The organism is Anoxybacillus tengchongensis (assembly GCF_014201585.1).
Taxonomy (GTDB): domain Bacteria; phylum Bacillota; class Bacilli; order Bacillales; family Anoxybacillaceae; genus Anoxybacillus; species Anoxybacillus tengchongensis.
Map to the genome: position 1 here is coordinate 193,723 of NZ_JACHES010000001.1, position 21,535 is coordinate 215,257.

27 protein-coding genes are annotated in these 21,535 nt (G+C 39.4%); 26 read left to right on the forward strand and 1 reads right to left on the reverse strand.

Annotated elements, in window-relative coordinates; translation table 11 throughout:
• Positions 1-3: 3 nt before the first annotated feature.
• Positions 4-492, reverse strand: coding sequence for a DUF6803 family protein (locus tag HNQ82_RS01055; protein WP_183246414.1), 489 nt, complete (start codon positions 490-492; stop codon positions 4-6).
• A 327-nt stretch (positions 493-819) separates the two neighbouring features.
• Between HNQ82_RS01055 and HNQ82_RS01060 the strand changes: the two genes are divergently transcribed.
• From HNQ82_RS01060 to HNQ82_RS01185, 26 genes are all read left to right on the forward strand, one after another.
• On the forward strand, positions 820-1,629 hold the full coding sequence (locus HNQ82_RS01060) for a hypothetical protein (RefSeq protein ID WP_183246416.1): 810 nt from the start codon (positions 820-822) through the stop codon (positions 1,627-1,629).
• A complete protein-coding gene (locus HNQ82_RS01065; protein ID WP_183246418.1) occupies positions 1,619-2,041 on the forward strand; it encodes a cytochrome c maturation protein CcmE in 423 nt (140 codons plus the stop codon). The genes HNQ82_RS01060 and HNQ82_RS01065 overlap by 11 nt, the downstream gene beginning before the upstream one ends.
• Before the next feature lie 11 nt (positions 2,042-2,052).
• Positions 2,053-4,002 carry a heme lyase CcmF/NrfE family subunit gene (locus tag HNQ82_RS01070; RefSeq protein WP_183246420.1) on the forward strand — a complete coding sequence of 650 codons (1,950 nt, stop codon included), beginning with the start codon at positions 2,053-2,055 and terminating at the stop codon, positions 4,000-4,002.
• On the forward strand, positions 4,002-4,373 hold the full coding sequence (locus HNQ82_RS01075; protein WP_246348799.1) for a cytochrome c-type biogenesis protein: 372 nt from the start codon (positions 4,002-4,004) through the stop codon (positions 4,371-4,373). Before HNQ82_RS01070 ends, HNQ82_RS01075 begins: the two co-directional genes overlap by 1 nt.
• 92 nt (positions 4,374-4,465) lie before the next feature.
• Positions 4,466-5,161 carry a heme ABC exporter ATP-binding protein CcmA gene (ccmA, locus tag HNQ82_RS01080; protein ID WP_183246424.1) on the forward strand — a complete coding sequence of 232 codons (696 nt, stop codon included), beginning with the start codon at positions 4,466-4,468 and terminating at the stop codon, positions 5,159-5,161.
• Positions 5,158-5,820: a heme exporter protein CcmB gene (locus HNQ82_RS01085; protein WP_183246426.1), complete on the forward strand. Its 663-nt coding sequence runs from the start codon at positions 5,158-5,160 to the stop codon at positions 5,818-5,820. The genes ccmA and HNQ82_RS01085 overlap by 4 nt, the downstream gene beginning before the upstream one ends.
• 4 nt (positions 5,821-5,824) lie before the next feature.
• Positions 5,825-6,520, forward strand: coding sequence for a cytochrome c biogenesis protein (locus tag HNQ82_RS01090; protein WP_183246429.1), 696 nt, complete (start codon positions 5,825-5,827; stop codon positions 6,518-6,520).
• Between the two features lie 15 nt (positions 6,521-6,535).
• Positions 6,536-6,688 (forward strand): CcmD family protein, encoded by a 153-nt coding sequence (locus tag HNQ82_RS01095; protein ID WP_183246431.1) that lies wholly within the window; start codon positions 6,536-6,538, stop codon positions 6,686-6,688.
• Complete coding sequence (locus tag HNQ82_RS01100; RefSeq protein WP_183246432.1) at positions 6,685-7,179, forward strand: TlpA family protein disulfide reductase; 495 nt, start codon at positions 6,685-6,687, stop codon at positions 7,177-7,179. The genes HNQ82_RS01095 and HNQ82_RS01100 overlap by 4 nt, the downstream gene beginning before the upstream one ends.
• A 59-nt stretch (positions 7,180-7,238) precedes the next feature.
• Positions 7,239-7,754: a NapC/NirT family cytochrome c gene (locus tag HNQ82_RS01105; protein WP_183246434.1), complete on the forward strand. Its 516-nt coding sequence runs from the start codon at positions 7,239-7,241 to the stop codon at positions 7,752-7,754.
• A gap of 1 nt (position 7,755) precedes the next feature.
• On the forward strand, positions 7,756-9,180 hold the full coding sequence (locus HNQ82_RS01110; RefSeq protein ID WP_183246436.1) for an ammonia-forming cytochrome c nitrite reductase subunit c552: 1,425 nt from the start codon (positions 7,756-7,758) through the stop codon (positions 9,178-9,180).
• A gap of 186 nt (positions 9,181-9,366) precedes the next feature.
• Entirely contained in the window at positions 9,367-10,539 is a 1,173-nt protein-coding gene (locus HNQ82_RS01115; protein ID WP_003394282.1) for a nitrate/nitrite transporter, read from the forward strand.
• Positions 10,540-10,677: 138 nt separating this feature from the next.
• Positions 10,678-12,009 (forward strand): NarK family nitrate/nitrite MFS transporter, encoded by a 1,332-nt coding sequence (locus HNQ82_RS01120; protein ID WP_183246438.1) that lies wholly within the window; start codon positions 10,678-10,680, stop codon positions 12,007-12,009.
• Positions 12,010-12,070: 61 nt separating this feature from the next.
• Complete coding sequence (gene modA / locus HNQ82_RS01125; RefSeq protein WP_183246440.1) at positions 12,071-12,832, forward strand: molybdate ABC transporter substrate-binding protein; 762 nt, start codon at positions 12,071-12,073, stop codon at positions 12,830-12,832.
• Positions 12,833-12,834: 2 nt separating this feature from the next.
• A complete protein-coding gene (gene modB, locus HNQ82_RS01130; protein WP_183246442.1) occupies positions 12,835-13,530 on the forward strand; it encodes a molybdate ABC transporter permease subunit in 696 nt (231 codons plus the stop codon).
• Positions 13,511-14,548 carry a sulfate/molybdate ABC transporter ATP-binding protein gene (locus HNQ82_RS01135; RefSeq protein ID WP_183246443.1) on the forward strand — a complete coding sequence of 346 codons (1,038 nt, stop codon included), beginning with the start codon at positions 13,511-13,513 and terminating at the stop codon, positions 14,546-14,548. Before modB ends, HNQ82_RS01135 begins: the two co-directional genes overlap by 20 nt.
• Before the next feature lie 114 nt (positions 14,549-14,662).
• Positions 14,663-15,664, forward strand: coding sequence for a GTP 3',8-cyclase MoaA (moaA, locus tag HNQ82_RS01140; protein ID WP_183246445.1), 1,002 nt, complete (start codon positions 14,663-14,665; stop codon positions 15,662-15,664).
• Positions 15,665-15,668: 4 nt separating this feature from the next.
• A complete protein-coding gene (locus tag HNQ82_RS01145; RefSeq protein ID WP_003394296.1) occupies positions 15,669-16,166 on the forward strand; it encodes a MogA/MoaB family molybdenum cofactor biosynthesis protein in 498 nt (165 codons plus the stop codon).
• Positions 16,163-16,732, forward strand: a complete 570-nt coding sequence (locus HNQ82_RS01150; RefSeq protein WP_183246447.1) for a molybdenum cofactor guanylyltransferase — start codon at positions 16,163-16,165, stop codon at positions 16,730-16,732. The genes HNQ82_RS01145 and HNQ82_RS01150 overlap by 4 nt, the downstream gene beginning before the upstream one ends.
• A gap of 153 nt (positions 16,733-16,885) precedes the next feature.
• A complete protein-coding gene (locus HNQ82_RS01155) occupies positions 16,886-18,139 on the forward strand; it encodes a molybdopterin molybdotransferase MoeA (protein ID WP_183246449.1) in 1,254 nt (417 codons plus the stop codon).
• The gene (gene mobB, locus HNQ82_RS01160) at positions 18,130-18,633 is read left to right on the forward strand and encodes a molybdopterin-guanine dinucleotide biosynthesis protein B (protein ID WP_183246451.1); all 504 of its coding nucleotides are present in this window, start codon (positions 18,130-18,132) and stop codon (positions 18,631-18,633) included. Before HNQ82_RS01155 ends, mobB begins: the two co-directional genes overlap by 10 nt.
• Positions 18,614-19,069 carry a molybdenum cofactor biosynthesis protein MoaE gene (locus HNQ82_RS01165; RefSeq protein ID WP_183246453.1) on the forward strand — a complete coding sequence of 152 codons (456 nt, stop codon included), beginning with the start codon at positions 18,614-18,616 and terminating at the stop codon, positions 19,067-19,069. Before mobB ends, HNQ82_RS01165 begins: the two co-directional genes overlap by 20 nt.
• Complete coding sequence (gene moaD / locus HNQ82_RS01170) at positions 19,066-19,299, forward strand: molybdopterin converting factor subunit 1 (protein ID WP_183246455.1); 234 nt, start codon at positions 19,066-19,068, stop codon at positions 19,297-19,299. The genes HNQ82_RS01165 and moaD overlap by 4 nt, the downstream gene beginning before the upstream one ends.
• Positions 19,300-19,303: 4 nt before the next feature.
• Positions 19,304-19,783 (forward strand): cyclic pyranopterin monophosphate synthase MoaC, encoded by a 480-nt coding sequence (gene moaC, locus HNQ82_RS01175; RefSeq protein WP_003394312.1) that lies wholly within the window; start codon positions 19,304-19,306, stop codon positions 19,781-19,783.
• Positions 19,784-19,794: 11 nt separating this feature from the next.
• Entirely contained in the window at positions 19,795-20,805 is a 1,011-nt protein-coding gene (locus HNQ82_RS01180) for a ThiF family adenylyltransferase (RefSeq protein ID WP_183246458.1), read from the forward strand.
• A 15-nt stretch (positions 20,806-20,820) separates the two neighbouring features.
• Positions 20,821-21,510 (forward strand): Crp/Fnr family transcriptional regulator, encoded by a 690-nt coding sequence (locus HNQ82_RS01185; protein ID WP_183246459.1) that lies wholly within the window; start codon positions 20,821-20,823, stop codon positions 21,508-21,510.
• The last annotated feature ends 25 nt before the right edge of the window (positions 21,511-21,535 follow it).

Consider the following 21,535-nt stretch of genomic DNA (forward strand, 5'->3'; position numbering starts at 1 on the left):
TTTCTACATGTTCATATGATGCCCATGCCCGCTTCCGAGAGAAGGATCTAACATACCAAAAATCATTGCAATGTGAGCGACAATTAAAAAAATGCCAACGAATATAGCGTGAACTTTTAATTTTTTTTCTTCACTCCAACTGCGGCCGATGATGTGTAAATCTAACAAGCTTAATCCAACGAGTGGGATGACGCCTAATAAATAAAATGTCACAGCGATCACGTCAATCCACCCTCTCCATTCCCCATTCATTGTGAGTGGAATGACAGCTGATATGAACAAATAAATGAAAACAAACAAAAAATAAAATCCACCTATAATACTACATATTTTATTTAGTCTTCTCACATTTCCATCAAAACGCCGCGTAAACAAAATGACTAATTCGGTAATAGCAACAGTTTCGGCTAGAATAACAGGGATTGCCATAAACAAAATTAAATTCCATGGTTGATTAACAGCTAACAACTCCATGTAGTGCGTCATACTCATACATGCTTCCTCCTTTGTTTTATTCTTTCATCATTGTATGTAACGAAAAAGTGTGCATTTTTTTTGCAGAAATGAAGAAAAAATTGTGACAATGTTTTATATTAAAAAAATAATTTGTGAAAATATGATCATTCTATTTGTGTTCTAAAACAAAATTATAACGTTAAGAAAATGAATAAAATATGAACTTTATCACATTTTATGTTGTATTTTTCGTGAAAACTATTATTGAACAAATTGTGAAAATGTTATCATGCATACACAAAAATCCCAGATGTTTTTCTATACTAAACGTAGAAGAATGATCAAAGAAACGAGGGAACAACGGTGAAAAAGTATGTATATACATTCGTATGTTTGCTTTTCTTATGTTGTGTTCGTTCCACGGCTGCACAAGAAAATGCTTTTGTACTAGAAAACGGACTTATCCAAGTAATGCCAGAATATGCGAATCATCCGGATGATCAAAGCGATAAACCGTCCATGTTAGTCGGAATGCATCTTTCTTTCCGCAACGTAAGCAAGCAAGGACAAAAAGGAATGATTGTCATCCCGCTTCCAACGAAAGAAAAAGAGTTTCGAGTTGGTTACGTTGCTCAGTATGTAAATGATGAGCCAAAAGAAATCGATTATACACTCGACCAAGAGAAAGGGTATATCTCTTTCGAAGTAGACAAAGAAATTCAGCCAAATGAACGTTACGATATTGTAATCGAATACTACACAAAAAATATAAGGCTAGAAAAAAAGAAACGGACGATCACATACACATATCATCATTTGTTACCTATTGAACATATGAAAATTGTTTTTTATCAACCATTAGGAGCGAATGATTTTAAGATCGTTCCCTCACCACAATATTATGAGGAAAATACGTATGGGATGGGGATGTATTTATATGAGTTCACAAAAATGAAGCAAGGGGATGTAAAAACGTTCAATATCACATATAGCCGAGAAGATATGCGCACAACGTATGAATTGTTAAATGAATATCACGGGAATGAACAAGAAAAGGAAAATAAAACATTATCACCTATATTCGTAGCAAGTGGTGTTATCGGTGGCAGCTTGCTTTCGATCGCAACGATGATTATTACGCTTCACAAAAGGAGGGGGAAAAATGGGAAATAAAAAAATTATCGTCGGTATATGTTTCATTGTTTTAGCCATTGGTATGTTGCTGTTTACATCGATGCCTTCTGCAAGTGTCGTAGAAGTGAAATTGAAAGATTTAACAAAGAACGAACAATATAAAAATGAATATGTGTTAACACAAGGCATGCTGAAACAATCTTCTGTGCGATGGGATGCCAAACGTACGCAATTATCGTTTGAGCTATACGATCAAAGTGAAACGATTCAAGTTCGTTACACAGGGGCCAAACCCGATAATTTTTCTGATGGCGTCATTGTGATTATCGAAGGGAAATGGCGAAATGACATATTTTATGCTGAAAAAGTACAAACGAAATGCCCATCCAAATATGAAGGAGAGGATATGAAAAAGTACGACAAAGAAATGCACAAAAAACTTTTAGATTGAGGCGGTGCTTTATGTATATATTAGGATACACAACGATGGTTGCTAGTTTTGTTTTTGCTTTGTATGGCCTTTGGGCGTATGGATACGGGATCAAACGAAAAAAAGAAATGTATCTTGAAAGCGGTAAAGGGGCTGTCCTTGCTGTTTTTGTTACAGCTACAATTGGAATTTGTTTGCTTGTTTATTTGTTAGTAACAAACCATTTTGAGTATAAATATGTCGCTTCATATACAAATTCATCGTTAGCGTGGTTTTATCGATTTTGCGCGCTTTGGGCAGGGAATGCAGGTTCTCTTCTCTTATGGGCATTTTTGCTTAGTTTATTTGCTTTGATTATCGCATACTCAAAACGTACGCAAACGCATGCTTTAACACCTTATGCGTTGCTCGTTTTACTAATGAATCTCGTATTTTTCTTTCTCGTTTTATCCGTGAACGAAAATCCATTTAAAATGACGAAAACGATTCCGTTTGATGGAAACGGCATGAATCCGATGCTATTACATCCTGGCATGATTATTCACCCTGTTTCCACATACGTTGGTTATGTTGTTTTGGCTGTGCCATTTGCTTATACGATTGGGGCTCTTTTTCAAAAAGATTGGAGTACGATGTGGGTTCCTATTGTAAGAAGGTGGACGCTCATCGCGTGGTTTAGCTTGACAATTGGAAATATAGTGGGTGCGTGGTGGGCTTACGTCGAATTAGGATGGGGAGGATATTGGGCTTGGGATCCGGTTGAGAATGCCTCATTTATGCCATGGCTAACGACGACAGCATTGTTACATTCATTAATGATGCAAGAAAAAAAACAGATGTTGAAAGGATGGAACGTGGCGCTCGTTATCGTATCATATTTCCTTACACTATTTGGGACATTTATCGTGCGTAGCGGTGTGCTAACATCTGTTCACGCTTTTTCAAATTCAACGTTAGGAACGTACTTCCTTATATTTATGATCGTTATGTTTATATTTACGATGTACGTCGTAGTTGATCGTGCTCATGTGTGGAAACAAAATAAAGTCGTGATTGAACATGTGATTTCAAAAGAAATGAGCTTTTTAGTCGCCAATTTAATTTTTATTGGTGGGGCGGTAGCTATTTTTTGGGGTACGATTTTCCCGCTCGTATCAGAAATGTTGAATGGAAAAAAAGTAAATGTTGGCCCCCCATATTTTAATGAAGTGACCGCACCCATTTTTCTATCATTAATTTTATTGATGGCGATCTGTCCAATTGTTCCGTGGAAATCGGCATCACTCCCGATAATGTTGCGACGGTTAAGTATGCCGTTAATCATGAGCGTATGTATAGCTGTTGCGTTGTATGTCAATGGAAAAAAGGATTTATACGTCATTTTAGCATGTTTTATTGTTACGCTCATGATCATTGTACACATGATCGAGTTATTTCATGATGTGTGGAAAAGAAGAAAAAGAACGCAACAATCCATTGGTCGTGTGCTTGTTGATTTGTTAAAACATAACGGACGAAAGTATGGGGGGTATATTGTTCATATCGGTGTTGCTTTCATCGCTTTTGGCGTTATTGGTTCGCAAGCATATAGCGTAGAAATGATGAAAACGCTCTCGCTTGGGGAAAGTGTGAAAATTGGAAAGTATGAATTGCTGTATAAATCATTGGATGAACGATATGAAAAAGATAAAGATGTCGTATATGCAACGTTAAAAGTACATGACGACAATAAGAAGACGAATGTACTAGAGGCAGAAAAATGGTTTTATCACCATTGGAAAGAACCTTCAAGTGAAGTAGCTTTACAGTCAAGCATATTCGAAGATTTATATGTTGTATTAAGTTCATGGGAAAGCGATCGAAGTGCGACATTTTTAATAAAAATGAATCCGCTCGTTTCATGGATTTGGATCGGTGGGATAATCATGATGATCGGAGCGATGATTGCCATGACACATCCAATGAGAGGGTGGAGAAAATGATGAAAAAGCTTGGGCTATGTTTGCTTTTACTGCTTGTTCTACCGATTCACGTTTCAGCGCAAACGTATGATTACAATTCTAAGTTATTTCAACGTATCGTGAATCAACTATCAATGCAAGGGCATAAAGAACACGATCTTGCTACATGTACAGTAAAGCAACAATATTATAAAGAAGTACTTGATATGTTGAATAAAGGAAAAAGTGAGGAAGAGATTTTAAATTATTATGTTGAACAACTAGGAGAACAGGCGCTTGTCGTTCCGCAAAAAAGCGGATTTAGTTTAACAGCTTGGATCGTCCCGATAGCTATCTTTATGTTCGGAATTTTCGTCATTTATCGGACGGTTCGTCGGAGAGAGGGGAATTAAATGGAGTATATGTATATGGTTATAAGCATAGCAGTTGTCACAGGATGTTCGTATTTTATCGTTAGCCCGTTTTTTAAAAAGAGGGAGAGCGAATGATTGTATTACACAACGTTCAAAAAAAGCTCGGTATGCGTCCTGTACTGCGACACATTCATATGGAAGTAAAAAAAGGAGAATGTCTCTCGATTGTCGGGCCAAATGGTGCGGGGAAAACAACTCTTTTGAAAGTTTGTGCATGCATTCATCAAATTGATGCTGGAAGTATGTATTGGAACGGTCAAGACGTATATAAACAATTGACTGAATATAAAAGAAATCTCGGATGGATTTCACATCACCACTTTTTATATGAAAATTTTACGCCAGTAGAAAATTTACGATTTTACAGTGAGTTGTACGGAGTAAAAAACTGTGAAGAAACGATTAAAAGGTGGTTAAAGATTGTCGATTTATATGTATTTAAAGACATTCCTGTGCGCACTTTTTCAAAAGGAATGAAGCAACGGTTATCTTTGGCGCGTGCGCTATTACATGAACCGAGCATTTTACTTCTCGACGAGCCATTTACAGGATTAGATCAAGATGGAGTGCAGTTGCTTTTTCACTTGTTGCAACAAGAAAAAGAAAAACAAACAGCAATCATGATGGTGACACATGATTTTAGTCATATTGAAAAAATAAGCAATAAAGTTATTTTTCTTCACAAAGGAGAAATTGCTGCTGAAAGCGTCCAAACAGAAGAAAAACATATAAAGGAAATGTATAAAACATTGGTGGATGAACGATGAATATAAAACAAATATGGATGATCACGAAAAAAGAGCTGTATTACGAGTACAAAGAGAAGCAAAACGTCATGTTTATTCTCGTTTTTGCGCTATTAATGATTACAACGTATAGCTTTTCGTTTACGATTACACAAGATTTACTAAAACAAATTACGCCTGGTTTTATTTGGATTGTGACCATTTTTACAGGCGTGATGTGTTTCGAACGTTCTATTTCCTATGAGCTACATAATGATTGTTTGACAGGATTGCTCGTTGCTCCAATTGAAAAAAGTGCGATTTATATCGGGAAAGCAATTGCAAATTTTTTAATCCTTTTTTGCACTAATGTTATCGTGATTCCGCTTCTGTTTATATTGTTTGATTTTCGCTATTATCAACATCTTTCTCTTTTCTTCGTTGTCATGGTTGTTGGCTTATTTGGGTTTTCAATCGTTGGTACATTTTTAGCGTGCATCTCAAACAAAGTATTGTTTTACATTTTACTTTTACCAATGGTTAGTCCTTTGCTTATTGCAGGTGCTCAGTCTACAAAAATATTGTTTCTTACCGAAAATCAAATTCATGATATGTTCAGTTGGCTAAAGATGATGATTGCGTATGATTGCATCTTTTTTACCGTCTGTTACTGGTTAATTGATTTTGTGTTAGGAGAGTGAAGAGATGAAGAGGCTTGATGCCATTTTGCTTGCGTGTTCGGCGGTTTGTATGTTCATCGCATTATACATGGTGTTTATTTGGTCGCCAATCGAAGTAAAAATGGGCGTTGTACAAAAAATTTTTTACATTCACGTGTCATCAGCGTGGGTAAGTTTTTTAGCGTTTTTCGTCGTGTTTATTTGTAGCTTGCTTGTCATTTGGAAATCGAATGAGTTAGCTTATCACATAGCGGGAGCGTCAGCAGAAATTGGTGTCGTGTTCACAGCCATTGTACTAACGACCGGGCCTATTTGGGCGCGTAGTGCATGGAATACGTGGTGGACGTGGGAACCGCGCTTAACGACAACGTTGATTTTGTTTTTTATGTATATTGGTTATTTACTATTGCGCCAATCAGATGGGGAACGGAATAAAGTTGCTCGTTTTTCTTCCGCATTCGGTCTCGTGGCGTTCATTAACGTTCCGATTGTGTTTATGGCCATTCGTTGGTGGAACTCCCGTTTGCATCCTGTCGTTTTTGGGGATGGAAAAAATCAAAAAGGTGGCGGTGTAGAACCAGAAATGTTGTTGACTTTAATTGTTTGTGTGGTAACGATGACATTTCTTTATGTCGTCCTGGTCAGAAAAGGTGTTCGTATTGCACGAATGAAAGAAAAAATAAAAATGTATATGGAACAAGTGTATACACATTTTTCATAATAAGGGGGATGTCAAATGATTTATTTATTTAGCGCTTACACAGTTGCTTGGCTGATCATTTTCTCATATTTGTTCCTTCTTTTTCGGCGCGAAAACAAAATTAGAGAGCAACTGCATTTTATTGAACATTGCTTACAAGAAAAAAAGAATAGGAAGATGGTGAGATGAAAAAAAGGGTATGGTGGTTTGCGCTATTGATGATAACCATGATGGTTGCTGTGCTTATTGTCAATAAAAAACAAGAAAAGCTTCATGTTGGAGATGTTGTTGAAGAAATTCAATTACCGACGTTAGAAGGAGAAATATGGAATATAGAAGAAACAAGAGGAAAAGTAACGGTATTAAACTTTTTCGCAACATGGTGTGAACCGTGTGAAAAAGAGTTTCCTGAATTAGAAGCTTTTCATAAACAATATAAACAAGCGAACATATTTGTTATTTCAAAAGGCGAACCAAAAAGTTGGGTACAACAGTTTGTTCATAAGCATCAAACTTCTCTTCCTTTTTTACTCGATGTGGATGAAAAAATTGCAAAGCGATTTCAAATTGTTGGACAACCGGAAACCGTCATTCTTGATCGCGATGGTGTCATTCGTGAAAAGATTGTCGGTCCGGTGACAAAAGAAATGTTAGTTGAAAAAGTCAAAGCGATGCAATGATAGCAGCGCTTCATTTAAAGCGTTGTTATAGATCATTCAATGAGAAAGGAGGTGAGAATATGTGGAAGAAGCTATTTAGTCTTGATAAAAAGGTGCTCGTTGTCGTTTTCTTATTTGTCGGAATTGTTGGCACAGTGGCAACTGCAGAGACATTGAGCTATACAGATTCCCCAGAGTTTTGTAGCAACTGTCACATTATGAACGAGGCACATGATTCGTTCGCAGCATCGACGCACGCAAATGTGGCATGTAACGATTGTCACTTACCACACGACAGTGCAGTAAATAAACTTGTTTTTAAGGCGAAAGCAGGCATGACGCACGTTTACTTTAATACGTTAGGTTCTGAAAAAATACCGAAAGTGCTTCATGCAACAACAGCTTCAAAAGATGTGATTAATAAAAACTGTATCAGTTGCCACGAAGCAACCATTCAAAACGTCTCGCATGACGCTAAAGAAAACTGTTTTGATTGTCATCGTGATGTACCACATGGGAAAGCGACGTTTAAAACAAAAGAATTTTATGAGCCATTGCCTTCAAGAACATTATTAAATAGAAAAGGAGGGTTTTAAGGTGATGAAAAAAGCTTTCATGCTTATTGGATCGCTTCTTCTCGTCCTTGTCGGTTGTGGTCAAACAGAGGAAGCATCTAAACAAAGCAAAAGCACAGGTCTTGCCAAAGATGAGTATCGCAACGAAGCATTTAAAGACTTGTTTCCGTTACATTATGAAAGCTATATGAAAAACAAAAAAGAAGAAGACACGAAATATAACGGCTCCGTCAAAAGAAGTAAGTTTGAACACGATAAAGAGCCGTATTTACCGATTTTATTTAACGGATTTGGATTTGCGACAGAATACAACGAAGATCGCGGACATGTGTACGCGGCAGAAGATGTGCGCAACATTAAACGGATTACCGACAAATCGGTCGGATCATGCTTAACTTGTAAAAGTACAGCTGTGCCAAAGTTAATTGAAGAGATGGGCGATGATTATTGGGGGGCAAATTTCAACCAAGTCGTTTGGCCGAAGGCAGAAGCAATGGGGCATTCTCCAATCGGATGTTCCGACTGCCACGATCCGCAAACGATGGATTTGCGAATTACACGCCCAAGTTTTATTGAGGCGATGAAAACTCGTGGTGTGGATGTAACGAAAGCAACGAAAAACGAAATGCGTTCATACGTATGTGCACAATGCCATGTAGAGTATTATTTTGAACCATCGAAATCAAAAGTGACGTTCCCATGGGCAAAAGGATTTAAACCTGAAGAAATGTACGCATATTACGAAGAAATCGGGAAACAGCAAGGGTTTGAAAAAGATTGGATCCATAACGTATCAGGCACACCAATGTTAAAAGCGCAACATCCAGAGTTTGAAACGTGGATTGAAGGACCTCATGGAAAAGCAGGGGTATCTTGTTCAGATTGCCATATGCCATATGAACGAGTAAATGGCAAGAAGAAAATAACATCTCATTACTGGACGTCGCCATTAAAAACGATTGAACAATCTTGTTTAACATGTCACGCCGATAAGTCCGAACAATGGATTAAAACACGTGTAGACGAAATTCAAACAACACATATGGAAATGCTTCATAAAGCGGAAGAAGTATCCGTTTTTGCTCATTATTATGTTAATAAAATGATTACGGCAAAAGTAGATGAAGTAAAAATTAAAGCGGCACAAGAACATATAAGAAAAGGTCAATGGTATTGGGACATTGTCGCGGCAGAAAACTCTGCAGGATTTCATAATCCACAAGGGACGATGGCAACGTTAAGCAAGTCCATTGAGGAATCTAATCAAGCGATTTTAATTGCGACAGAGGAGCTCATGAAAAAGGGAATAGATGTAGATAAGTTGAAAAAAGAAATTGAGGAGCGGATGAAAGCTGTCTATAATGAAGCGGATCCGTTTAAGAAGAAGGATCACGCGATTACAGACAGTTTCCCAGGTCAAACTCCGCCTCCTCCTGCAAAAAAATAAATGGAAAGAGGGGACCGGCATCCCCTCTTTTTCATCTTATTGTGATTTATACGATGTTGCAAGTGAAATGAATGAATGTATGAAAGTTTTGTGAACATAGAAAAAATTGTGAACAATATAACAGTATCAAACAATTACGTTTTTTACGATAAAATTGTCAAATGGTAAGTGAAGGAGGAGATAAGGATGGAACGATTAAAACAATTTTTGCGGGTGGGACATTTACCAACACTTCTTTCATCTTTTTTGTACTTCGACATTAGTTTTATGATTTGGGTGATTCTTGGGGCGACGGGAACGTTTATTGTAGAAGATTTAGGTTTGACGCCTGCTCAAAAAGGAATGATGGTAGGTATTCCTGTATTAGGAGGGGCGTTGCTTCGTATTCCGATGGGGCTGCTAGCTGACCGATTTGGTGGTAAGAAAATGGGGATGATTGGAATGATACTGACGTCCATTCCACTTTTTTGGGGATGGTTGTTTGCTGATACACTGACACACATTTATGCACTCGGATTGTTGCTAGGGATTGCAGGGGCGAGTTTTGCAGTTGCGCTTCCTTTAGCTAGTCGATGGTATCCGAAAGAACACCAAGGACTAGCGATGGGAATTGCAGGAGCCGGGAATAGTGGAACGGTGTTGGCGATGTTATTTGGCCCTCGTCTTGCTGAAGCGCATGGATGGAACAGTGTATTCGGATTAGCGCTCATTCCTCTTATCGTTGCATTTATTGTATTTATCCTATTTGCGAAAGAATGTCCGACAGCGGTAAAACCAACGAAAATGTCAGAATATACACGCGTAATGAAAATGAAGGAGACATGGTTGTTTAGCTTCTTTTACAGCTTATCTTTTGGTGGATTTGTAGGAATGACGAGCTATTTAACGTTATTCTTTTTTGATCAATACGGGGTTGACAAGGTGACGGCAGGGGACTTTGTGACGCTTGTCGTATTTGCAGGAAGCTTTGTTCGGCCAATTGGTGGATATTTGGCGGATAAATACGGCGGGATGAAATTGCTCGTTTGGTTATTTACTGGTGCGACTGTCACATTAACGATTGTTGGTATGCTTCCACCTGTCTATGTCGCGTTAGCGCTTTTATTTGTTACACTTATTTTTTTTGGTACAGCGAACGGAGCGTTATTCCAAGTCATCCCTAACGTATTCCCGAAAGAAGTTGGATTATTAACAGGTTTTGTTGGAGCTGCCGGCGGGTTAGGAGGGTTCTTTTTACCGAATATTTTAGGGATGTTTAAGCAATGGACGAATTCATATTCGTACGGATTTTGGTGGATTGCAGCGACGATGCTCGTTGCGATGCTCATTATGAGACGACTGCGCAAAACGATCGCTTAAATATCATTTTTTAACATTGTATGAACATTTCATAATATGTGATGCACATCACATTCTTGTTTATACACTTTCTATATGATGAAAGTACAGCAATGATTTTTATAATTATATACTGTCAAAAAAGGAGAGACGATCGTTATGAGTCAAACATTGAAAACGGCTTCAGATTATGCTGAACGAAAAAGTCGCATCGGTTCGTACTGGAATCCAGAGGATCCTGAATTTTGGGAAAAAGAAGGAAAAAAACATGCTCGAAGAAACCTTTGGATTTCTGTTCCAACGTTAATGCTTGCATTTATTGTTTGGCAAATTTGGTCTATCGTTGCTGCCCGATTAAATGATATTGGATTCCAATTCACGCAAAGTCAATTGTTTACGTTAGCTGCTGTCCCTGGACTTGTCGGTGCGACGCTACGCTTCATTTACACATTTGCAGTCGGGAAATTCGGAGGAAGAAATTGGGTTGTTTTCTCGACAGGGGTGTTGCTCATCCCAGCCATTGGGGTTGGTTTAGCGGTACAAAATCCGAATACACCGTACTGGGTTATGTTGTTGCTAGCTGCCCTCTGTGGACTCGGTGGTGGAAACTTTTCATCTGCATTAGCGAATATTAGCTTTTTCTTTCCGAAAAAAGAAAAAGGGACAGCGCTCGGTATTAACGGTGGCCTTGGAAATATGGGAGTATCGGTCGTTCAGTTCGTCACACCGTTAATCGTGACAGTCGGTGTATTTGGGGCCATCGGTGGTGAACCACAAGTACTAGCAGATGGTTCAAAAATTTGGTTACAAAACGCTGCGTTTATTTGGGTCATTCCGATTGTGTTCTTTACGATTTTAGCATATTTCGGTATGGATAACTTACCAAATGCAAAACAATCTGTATCAGAGCAGTTTGTCATCGTAAAAAGAAAACATACGTGGATTATGACATGGTTGTATATCGCAACGTTCGGTTCGTTTATTGGATATGCGGCAGCGTTTCCGCTTTTATTAAAATCACAATTTCCAGAACACGTCTCGCTTGCCTTTTTAGGGGCATTTTTAGCAGCTTCATTCCGTCCAGTCGGTGGTTGGTTGTCTGATAAGCTAGGAGGGGCGCGCGTAACAAACTACGTCCTAATGACTATGGGGCTTGGCGCTGCTGCGGTCATGTATTTTACAACTGAAAAACATTTTATCGGATTTATTGTATCTTTCATGATCTTATTTATTGCTGCTGGAATGGGATCAGGGTCAACATTCCAAATGATCCCGATCATCTTCCCACCAAAAGAAGCAGCACCTGTTCTCGGTTTTACAGCAGCATTTGCAGCGTATGGTTCATTTTTCATTCCAAAGCTATTCGGTTGGGCAGCCCAAAATACAGGTACACCAATTACAGCATTTTACTTCTTTATCGCATTTTATATCGTATCCATTGCATTAAATTGGTATTATTATGCTAGAAAAAATGCGGAAGTGAAATGTTAGAAGAATAAAAGGGGATATCTGTAATAGATATTCTCTTTTATTGATATGTGGGGGGACTAAAGTGAAAAACATATGGTTTCTTGTTTTGATTTTGTCGTTAGTGGCGTGTAATCCTAACATCGCTCAACCAAATGTGGCACCAACGATTAAAGTTGCCGCAGCAGCCGACTTAACCAATGCGTTTAAAGAAATTGGAGAACAATTTAAAAAAGAAACAGGAATAGACGTTACATTTATTTTTGGATCAAGTGGTCAGTTAGCGGAACAAATTAAACAAGGGGCGCCGTTTGATATATTTGCTTCAGCAAATGTAGAATATGTCGATGAACTCGTTCACGAGCATATTGCTATTGAACAAACAAAAAACATATACGCCTTTGGGCGCATTGGACTTGCCGTAAAAGAAGGAGTAGCTGTAACGTCATTACAAGATGTAGTGAAACAAGAAGTGAAAAAGGTAGCGATTGCTAACCCAGACCATGCACCGTATGGGCTAGCAGCAAAACAAGCGTTACAAAAAGCGGGTTTATGGGAACAAGTAGAGCCGAAGCTCGTTTATGGAAAAAATATTGCTGATACACTTACTTATGTGGAATCAGGCAATGTTGAAGCGGCGATCGTGGCGCTTGCACTTATGAAAGATCATCATCTTCCATTTTATCTCATTGATGAGCATATGCATGAACCAATTCAGCAAGCGATTGTCATTGTCAAACAAACGAAACATGAAAAAGAAGCGGACAAATTTATTGAATTTTTGCAAGGACCGACTGGGACGAGTATTATGAAAAAATATGGGTTTATCATTCCTGAGGAGAAATAATTGTGCAGGCGATTAATCTTTTTCCGCTCTTTTTATCGTTAAAAGTAGCAACAATAGCAACCATTTGTGCACTTGTTGTTGGTTTGCCCATTTCTTACTATTTAAGCCGTTCTAACAATAAAATAGGTGATATACTTGATTCATTGTTTACGTTGCCGATTGTATTGCCACCGACCGTTCTCGGCTACTATTTACTTGTGTTGCTCGGGAGATCGAGTCCACTTGGTCGTTTTTTAGAAGAAACGTTTGGGATATTTATTGTATTTACACCGACAGGAGCAGTTGTTGCTGCTTTTGTTGTTGCTTTACCGTTTTTTGTGAAAACGGCGCGGGCAGCATTTGCGAGCATTGATGAGCAATTGCTAAATGCTGCAAGAGTGCTCGGTCGATCTGAATGGGATATTTTTTTCGCCGTTGTCATCCCGCTTTTTTGGCGTAGCATTGCATCTGCAACTACACTTGTCTTTGCACGTGCGCTCGGCGATTTTGGAACGACGTTAATGGTTGCAGGAAGCATTCCAAATGAAACGATGACGATGCCTATTGCCATTTACGATGCGTTGCTTGCGGGGGATAAAAAAATGGCGAATATACTCGTCCTTATCATGACCGTTGTATCTATTGCTTTGTTGTACACAATGAAACGATTAGAAAAACGAATGATTCGAGGAGAAAACGATGCTGTACGTCGCCATTAAGAAAACATTTCCACACTTTCAGTTAGACGCTCATTTTACAATTCAAAACGGAATTGTCGGGATTTTAGGTGCATCGGGATGTGGAAAAAGTTTAACATTGCAAAGCATTGCAGGATTACAGCAGCCGGATGAAGGAATTATTCAATTGCACGATCGGTTATTTTTTCATTCAGACAAACGGATTCATGTCCCTGCTCGTCATCGAAACGTCGGGTATATGTTTCAACATTATGCTCTTTTCCCACATTTAACAGTTTACGAAAATATCGCGTTCGGTTTAAAAAAATGGCCCAAAAAGAAAGTACAACATACAGTTTTAAATATGATTGAAAATATCGGATTAAAAGGATACGAACATCATTACCCACATCAACTATCTGGCGGTCAGCAACAGCGAGTTGCGCTTGCACGTACGCTTGTCACAAAGCCGAGTATATTATTGCTTGATGAACCATTCTCAGCGCTCGATCATCACACAAAACAAGTGATGGAACAACAATTTTTCTCTTATTTACAACAACACTTTTCTGGTATCGTTCTTTTTGTTACACATCATTTAGAAGAAGCCTATCGGTTATGTGACGAACTTATTTTATATGACCGTGGTCGCGTCATACAACAAGGAAAGAAAGAATGTGTATTTCATGAACCGGACAATGTACAGGCTGCAAAAATTGTCGGCTGTAAAAACATATTTCCTTGTACGGTTGATGATAGGGGAAAGCAGCTCGTTTGCTCCGTCAATGGCGCATCACTCATTGTTCCTGCCCATAAAAAAAAGAATAAGGCAACACATATGGGCATTCACTCACACCATATTCGTTTTGTAGATGAAGCGACATGCAACGCTTTTTCTTTTCAGATCATTCGGGCCGTTCCAAATGTATATACGTATGATGTGACATTGCAAACCGATCATTTTACATTGCAGGCAAGCGTAAGTGAAGAACAGTGGAAGCATATACACAATAAAAAAGTATATTTGCCGCCCGAGCATTTATTTCTTTTATTTGAATAAATCATGAACAAATATGTTTGACAAATATGTTTGTGTGACGTACGTCACATTTGTTTGTTCACAAATTTAGTAACATGGACATAGAACCTCGGTAAATGAAATGAGGGATTGACGATGGTATATGATGTATATGGACGTCCATTATTAGACTTACGCATGTCGGTAACGGATCGGTGTAATTTTCGTTGCACGTATTGCATGCCGGATATAGAGGGAAAACAGTATTGTTTTATGAAGCGGGAACAACTGATGACATTTGAAGAAATGGAGCGTTTAGCCCGGCTATTCGTACAACTAGGAGTAAGGAAAATTCGCTTAACGGGTGGCGAGCCGTTATTGCGTAAAAATATTGATGTACTTGTGGCGATGTTGACAAATATTGAAGGTGTTCAAGATGTAGCGTTAACGACAAATGGTTTTTTTTTAAAAAAGTATGCAAAAAAATTAAAAGATGCGGGTATGAAGCGTGTGAATGTTAGTTTAGATGCACTCGATGACCGCATTTTTATGAAAATGAATGGTGTTGGTGTTTGTTCTACCCATATTTTAGAAGGGATTGACACGGCGCTTGCCGAAGGGCTTACGGTGAAAGTCAATATGGTTGTAAAAAAGGGATTGAACGATAGTGAAATTTTACCGATGGCTTACTTTTTTAAAAAGAAAGGTATAACGCTCCGTTTCATCGAATTTATGGATGTTGGCTCCTTGAATGGATGGAAGTTAGACGATGTTGTGACGAGTAAACAAATTTATGACATGATTTCTGAACATATGCCGCTTGAGCCTGTTGCTCCTGCCCATGTCGGTGAAGTAGCTAAACGTTATCGTTACGTAGGAACAGATGTGGAAGTCGGCTTTATTTCCTCGGTTTCTGCCGCTTTTTGTTCCGGCTGTACACGGAGCCGACTATCCGCTGATGGAAAGCTGTATACATGTTTATTTGCGATAAACGGAACAGATTTATTAAGCATGATGCGCGCTGGAGCGAACGATGAACAACTTCTTACATGTATTGAACATGTTTGGCGAAAACGAGCCGATCGCTATTCAGAGGAGCGTGGGGAACAAACGGCGTGGAACGGAAAACGAATCGAAATGTCATATATTGGAGGTTGACGACATGGGTGTTTATGATCATAAAAAGCAAGCGACGCTTCCCGTTCGTTGTAAAATTGTTACTGTTTCAGATACTCGTACGTATGAAACGGATAAGAGTGGACAAATCATTCACGAACAATTACAGCAAGCGGATATCATCGTTGCTGCATACGAAATTGTCAAAGATGACGTATTTGCCATTCGGCAAGCGGTTCAAATAACGGAACAAGTCGATGTGATTTTAATCAATGGAGGAACGGGATTTACAAAGCGCGATGTGACAATTGAAGCGATTCAACCGTTGCTTGAGAAAGAAATGGTTGGATTCGGTGAACTGTTTCGTTTTTTAAGTTACGAACAAATTGGTAGTGCAGCGATGTTAAGTCGGGCGCTTGCTGGCTCGATGAACAACATGATGGTTTTTTGTATGCCCGGATCGACAAATGCGGTGCGCTTGGCGATGGAAAAGTTAATTTTACCAGAAATTCGTCATCTTGTTTGGGAGCTTCGTCGCCAATGAAAACGATCGGGATCGTTTTGGCAGGGGGACAGTCGAAACGGTTTGGAGAACCAAAGGCGCTCGCATTGCGTCGTGGGAAACCTTTCCTTTTTTATAGCGTGGAGGCGTTACGTCCGATAGTTGATCAAGTTGTTGTTGTTGCTCAGCCGCATATTCAAAAACAGATTCAACTGAAAGATGTGCAATGGATAGAGGACGTTTCGCAACATAAAGGAAAAGGGCCGTTAGCCGGGATTTATTCAGCGATGAAGCATCACGGGGCGACGTGGTATATCGTATTGCCGTGTGATATCCCATTTATTCATGAAACGATTGTAACTGCGTTAAAGCAGCAAGCAGACGATGCATTTGATGCTATTGTCCCATATGTAAACAGGCGACCTCAACCGCTTGTTGCGATATATCATCATCGTGTGAAATCGCTCATTTACGATTGCCTTCAGCAAGGGGAGTATCGCATGTACACGTTTCTTTCTTCTTGCCGAGTGAAGCATATAGAAATGAAAGAAGAGCAGCCGTTTATGAATATTAATACAAAAGAACAATATTACAAATGGATTGGCTAGAGGCAATACGCCTCTTTTTTTATCAACATTTATGAAAAAAATGTGAACTTCGTCACAGTATGCAATGTTTTTGTGACGTACATCACACGATTTGATAGCCGAAAGCGATATAGTAAAAGTAGGAATAGATTGTTTAAGAAGGGATGAACATATATGCGCAAGCCGATTCCGGTTGACGAAGCAATTGAACGAGTCATGAAATGGTGTCAAGAAGGGGAAAAAGAATATGTTTCGTTAGAACAATGCGATGGGCGCATTTTAGCAGAGCATATTGACGCAACGATGCCAATTCCTTGGTTTGATCGCTCACCATATGATGGTTATGCTCTCTCAGCTGAAGCGACAGCAGAAGCATCATCTGATCACCCTGTATTATTAGAAGTCGTTGCCACAGTTGGTGCTGGGACGGTTTGGGATGGCTCATTGATGCCAAAGCAAGCGGTGAAAATTATGACCGGTGCAGCCATTCCAGATGGTGCAAATGCTGTCATCATGGTTGAATTGACGAAGGAAATTGAAAAAGATGGGACGCGTTTTGTAGAAATAAAAAGAAAAGTGCATGAAGGTGAAAATATTTCGCGTATAGGGGAAGACATGAAGCAGGGTGATGTTGTTGTTGAAAAAGGAACGATGATTCATCCAGGCATTGTCGCTGTTTTAGCAACATTTGGATATGATCGAGTGCCTGTTATGAAAAAGCCGAAAGTCGCTATTATTTCAACGGGAAGCGAGCTTCTTCATGTTTATGAGCCACTTGAAAAAGGGAAAATCCGAAACAGCAACGCCTACATGCTTCAAGCGCAAATTCGACGCGCGGGTGGAGAGCCGATTTTATTTGGAAAAGTAGCAGATACATTTGAACATACGTTATACGTCGTACAAAAAGCATTGCGGGAAGCGGATGTTGTCATCACAACGGGCGGGGTATCTGTTGGGGACTTTGATTATATGCCTCGCGTATATGAGCATCTAGGAGCGCAATTATTATTCAATAAAGTAGCCATGCGACCAGGAAGTGTAACGTCGGCAGCAATATTTGAAAAGAAAATGTTGTTTGGACTATCAGGCAATCCTTCTGCATGTTATGTGGGCTTTGAATTATTTGCTCGTCCATTTATAAAAGCGATGTTAGGGCAGTCGAAACGTTATTTAAAGAGAGCGCAAGCGGTTTTACAAAAAGATTTTTTAAAACCGAACCCATTTACTCGTTTTGTTCGTGCCAACGTATCGTATGATGATGGTATGTTACACGTGGAACCGGTTGGAAAAGATAAATCAAATATTGTTTCGTCGCTTGTCCAGGCGAACGCCCTGCTCGTCTTGCCAGGAGGGACGCGCGGGTTTCAAGCAGGGGATCGCGTCGATGTGCTTTTATTCGAGGATGAGGGGGATGATATTTGGCGATGATTATTTTACAAGTTGTTGGTTATCAAAATAGCGGAAAAACGACGCTTATTGAAAAGGTGATTCAACGGTTATGTGAAATCGGATATCGTGTCGGAACATTAAAACACCACGGTCACGAAGGAAAAGTGACGTTGCCGAAAGAAAAAGACACAACACGTCATGCCCAGGCTGGTGCGGCTGTATGTGCAGTTGAAGGAGACGGTACATTTTTTCTTCACGCAAAAGGAAATTGGACGCTCAATGAGTTAATTTCTCTCTATAAAACATTTCCGCTCGATGTATTGCTTATTGAAGGATTTAAACATGCATCCTATCCGAAAATCGTTTGTTTGCGTAGTCGAGAAGATGAGCATTTATTACATTTAAAAAATGTGCTTATTTCAATTAGTTGGCAACGCACGGACGGCTCATTTTTTATTGAAGATGAACAAGCGTATATGGAGCACATTATTGCTTATGTAAAGGGGGAAAAACATGTTTGCCATCGTTCGTGAGCCCATTCATGTAGGGAGTGTAATTGAGGCGGTCGTTGATCGTAATGCGGGTGCTATTGTGACGTTTCTTGGCACAGTAAGAGAATTGACGAATGGAAAAAAAACTGTATATTTGCAATATGAAGCGTATGAGTCGATGGCGCAAAAACAATTAAAGCAAATCGGTGAAGAAATTGTTGCGCGCTTTCCACAAGCAAAAGTAGCGATTGTACATCGTATTGGACGGCTTGATGTTACCGATATCGCAGTAGCGATTGCTGTTTCCACTCCTCATCGCGCAGATGCATATGAAGCGAATCGCTATGCAATTGAAAGAATAAAAGAGATCGTTCCCATTTGGAAAAAAGAATATTGGGAAGATGGGGAAATGTGGATTGGTAATCAAAAAGAAACCGTTCGCTACGATGGCGGTGCGCCGAGGGAGGAAGAGGAATGATTCGCGTATTATTATTTGCATATATAAAGGAGAGGCTAGGTACAGAGGAAGTGATGTTTCATGAGCAACAAATGACTGTTCGGCAACTTCGCGAACGCCTGCAACATGAATATGATTTACAAACAGCTCCGTCGCTCATGATTGCGATTAACGAAGAATTTGCAACAGACGATGATATCATATATGCCGATGACGTTGTGGCTCTTATTCCACCGGTAAGTGGGGGGTGATAACATGGGAACGTTTACACATTTTAACGAACAAGGTCGGGCAAAAATGGTTGACATTTCTGAGAAGGAGGAAACGATGCGAACGGCTCGAGCGGTATCTCGTGTCATCGTTTCGAAAGAAGTGTATGAAAAAATTGCACGTTCAGAAGTCAAAAAAGGGGACGTACTCGCCGTTGCCCAAGTGGCAGGCATTATGGCGGCAAAACGCACGGCTGACTTGATTCCGATGTGTCATCCTCTCTCTTTAACAGGGGTCGACATTTCGTTTACTTGGCAAATGAAAGAAGCAAACTATGAGTTGCAAATTGAAGCATTTGTTAAAACAAAGGGAAGTACGGGAGTAGAAATGGAGGCATTAACAGCTGCTTCCGTTTGTGCGCTAACAATTTATGACATGTGTAAAGCTATTGATAAAGGAATTGTCATTGGTCCAACGTACGTAGTGGAAAAAACGGGTGGAAAGAGCGGAACTTTTAAAAGATAAGAGGGATTGTAATGGAGCGATATTCGCGACAAATATTATTTTCGCCAATTGGTGAAGAAGGACAACAAACGATTCGACATAAACATGTTCTCGTTGTTGGGGCAGGAGCGCTCGGTTCGGCGAATGCAGATATGTTAGTGCGCGCAGGCGTCGGGCGACTGACAATCGTTGATCGCGATTATGTCGATTGGACGAATTTACAGCGGCAAACGTTATATAGTGAAGAAGATGCTGAAAAAGGGTGGCCAAAGGCGATTGCTGCTAAACGTCGTCTTTCTTCTGTAAATCGTGACGTCCATGTGGAAGCGCTTGTCATGGATATGCAAGATACATCGTTTGATGCACTTTTTGAGCAGCAGATTGACATTATGATTGATGGAACAGATAATTTTGAAACACGTTTTCTACTAAATGATTTATCACAAAAATACCGAATTCCATGGGTATACGGTGCTTGTGTGGGAAGTTATGGTCTTTCTTTTACGATCATTCCAGGGCAAACGCCATGTTTTCGCTGTTTCGTCAATCATTTGCCTTCTTATCATTTGACTTGTGATAATGTTGGTATCGTTTCTCCCGCTGTACAAATGGTAGCCTCTTATCAAACAGCGGAAGCGTTAAAAATATTAGTTGGAGATGTTGCGGCGATCCGACGTTCGCTCGTTATGTTTGACGTTTGGCAAAATGAACATCGATTTTTACGAGTTGATAAATTAAAAAACGAACATTGTCCGTCTTGTGGGAGCAATCGCACATATCCGGCTTTGCAAAGCGAAAAAGCGAAAATGTCCGTCTTATGTGGACGAGATACGGTGCAGATTCGCCATGTGCATCCATTTCATATAACTGAAATGATGGAGCAAATGAAAGCAAGCGGTCAACAAGTACATGGGAACGAGTATTTGTTAATGACCCAACTCGAAGGACATCGTGTCGTTTTATTTGCTGACGGCCGCATGCTCGTGCACGGGACGAAAGATGTCACATTTGCTCGCTCGTTATACCAAAAATACTTTTCCTAAAAAGGAGGCATACGCATGTCTCAGTTTATTAGCGAAAAAAATTTTGAACAACTAAAAAAGTTGGCCTACAAAACGATGAAAGTGAAAAAAGGAATGTTTTTGTTTCAAGAAGGGCAACTTGGCGAAAATTTCTTCGTCGTTCTATCGGGTAAATTTCAAATTAGTAAATTTTCTGGTGATGGAAAAGAGTTATGTTTACGGTTATGCGGTTCGAATGCTGTTATTGGCGAGCTTATGATTTTTGCCGAGAATGGAAGATATTTATTTAACGGGCGGGCGTTAGAAGATAGTGAAGTGCTTGCGATTAAAAATGAAGATATTGAAAAAGAGCTGCTTGCCAATCCAGAGTTTGCTGTCGAATTTTTGAAAATGATGACCGATCATTTTCGTAAACAACATACGAAATTTCGCGATCTCGTTTTATATGGCAAAAAGGGGGCGTTATATTCTACACTGATTCGTATGGCTAATAGTTATGGTATTCAGACGAAAGATGGTATTTTATTAGACGTTCCTGTTACACATCAAGATTTAGCGAATTTTAGTTCTACATCTCGTGAAAGTGTAAATCGCGAATTAAATACATTAAAAAGTAAAGGTATCATTTCTTTCAAAGGAAGAAAAATTATTATTCATAGCTTAGACTATTTAAAAAAGCAAATTAACTGCGAAGGTTGTCCATCGTCATATTGCAACATTGAATAGTCAATAAACATTCAATTTTTTCGAA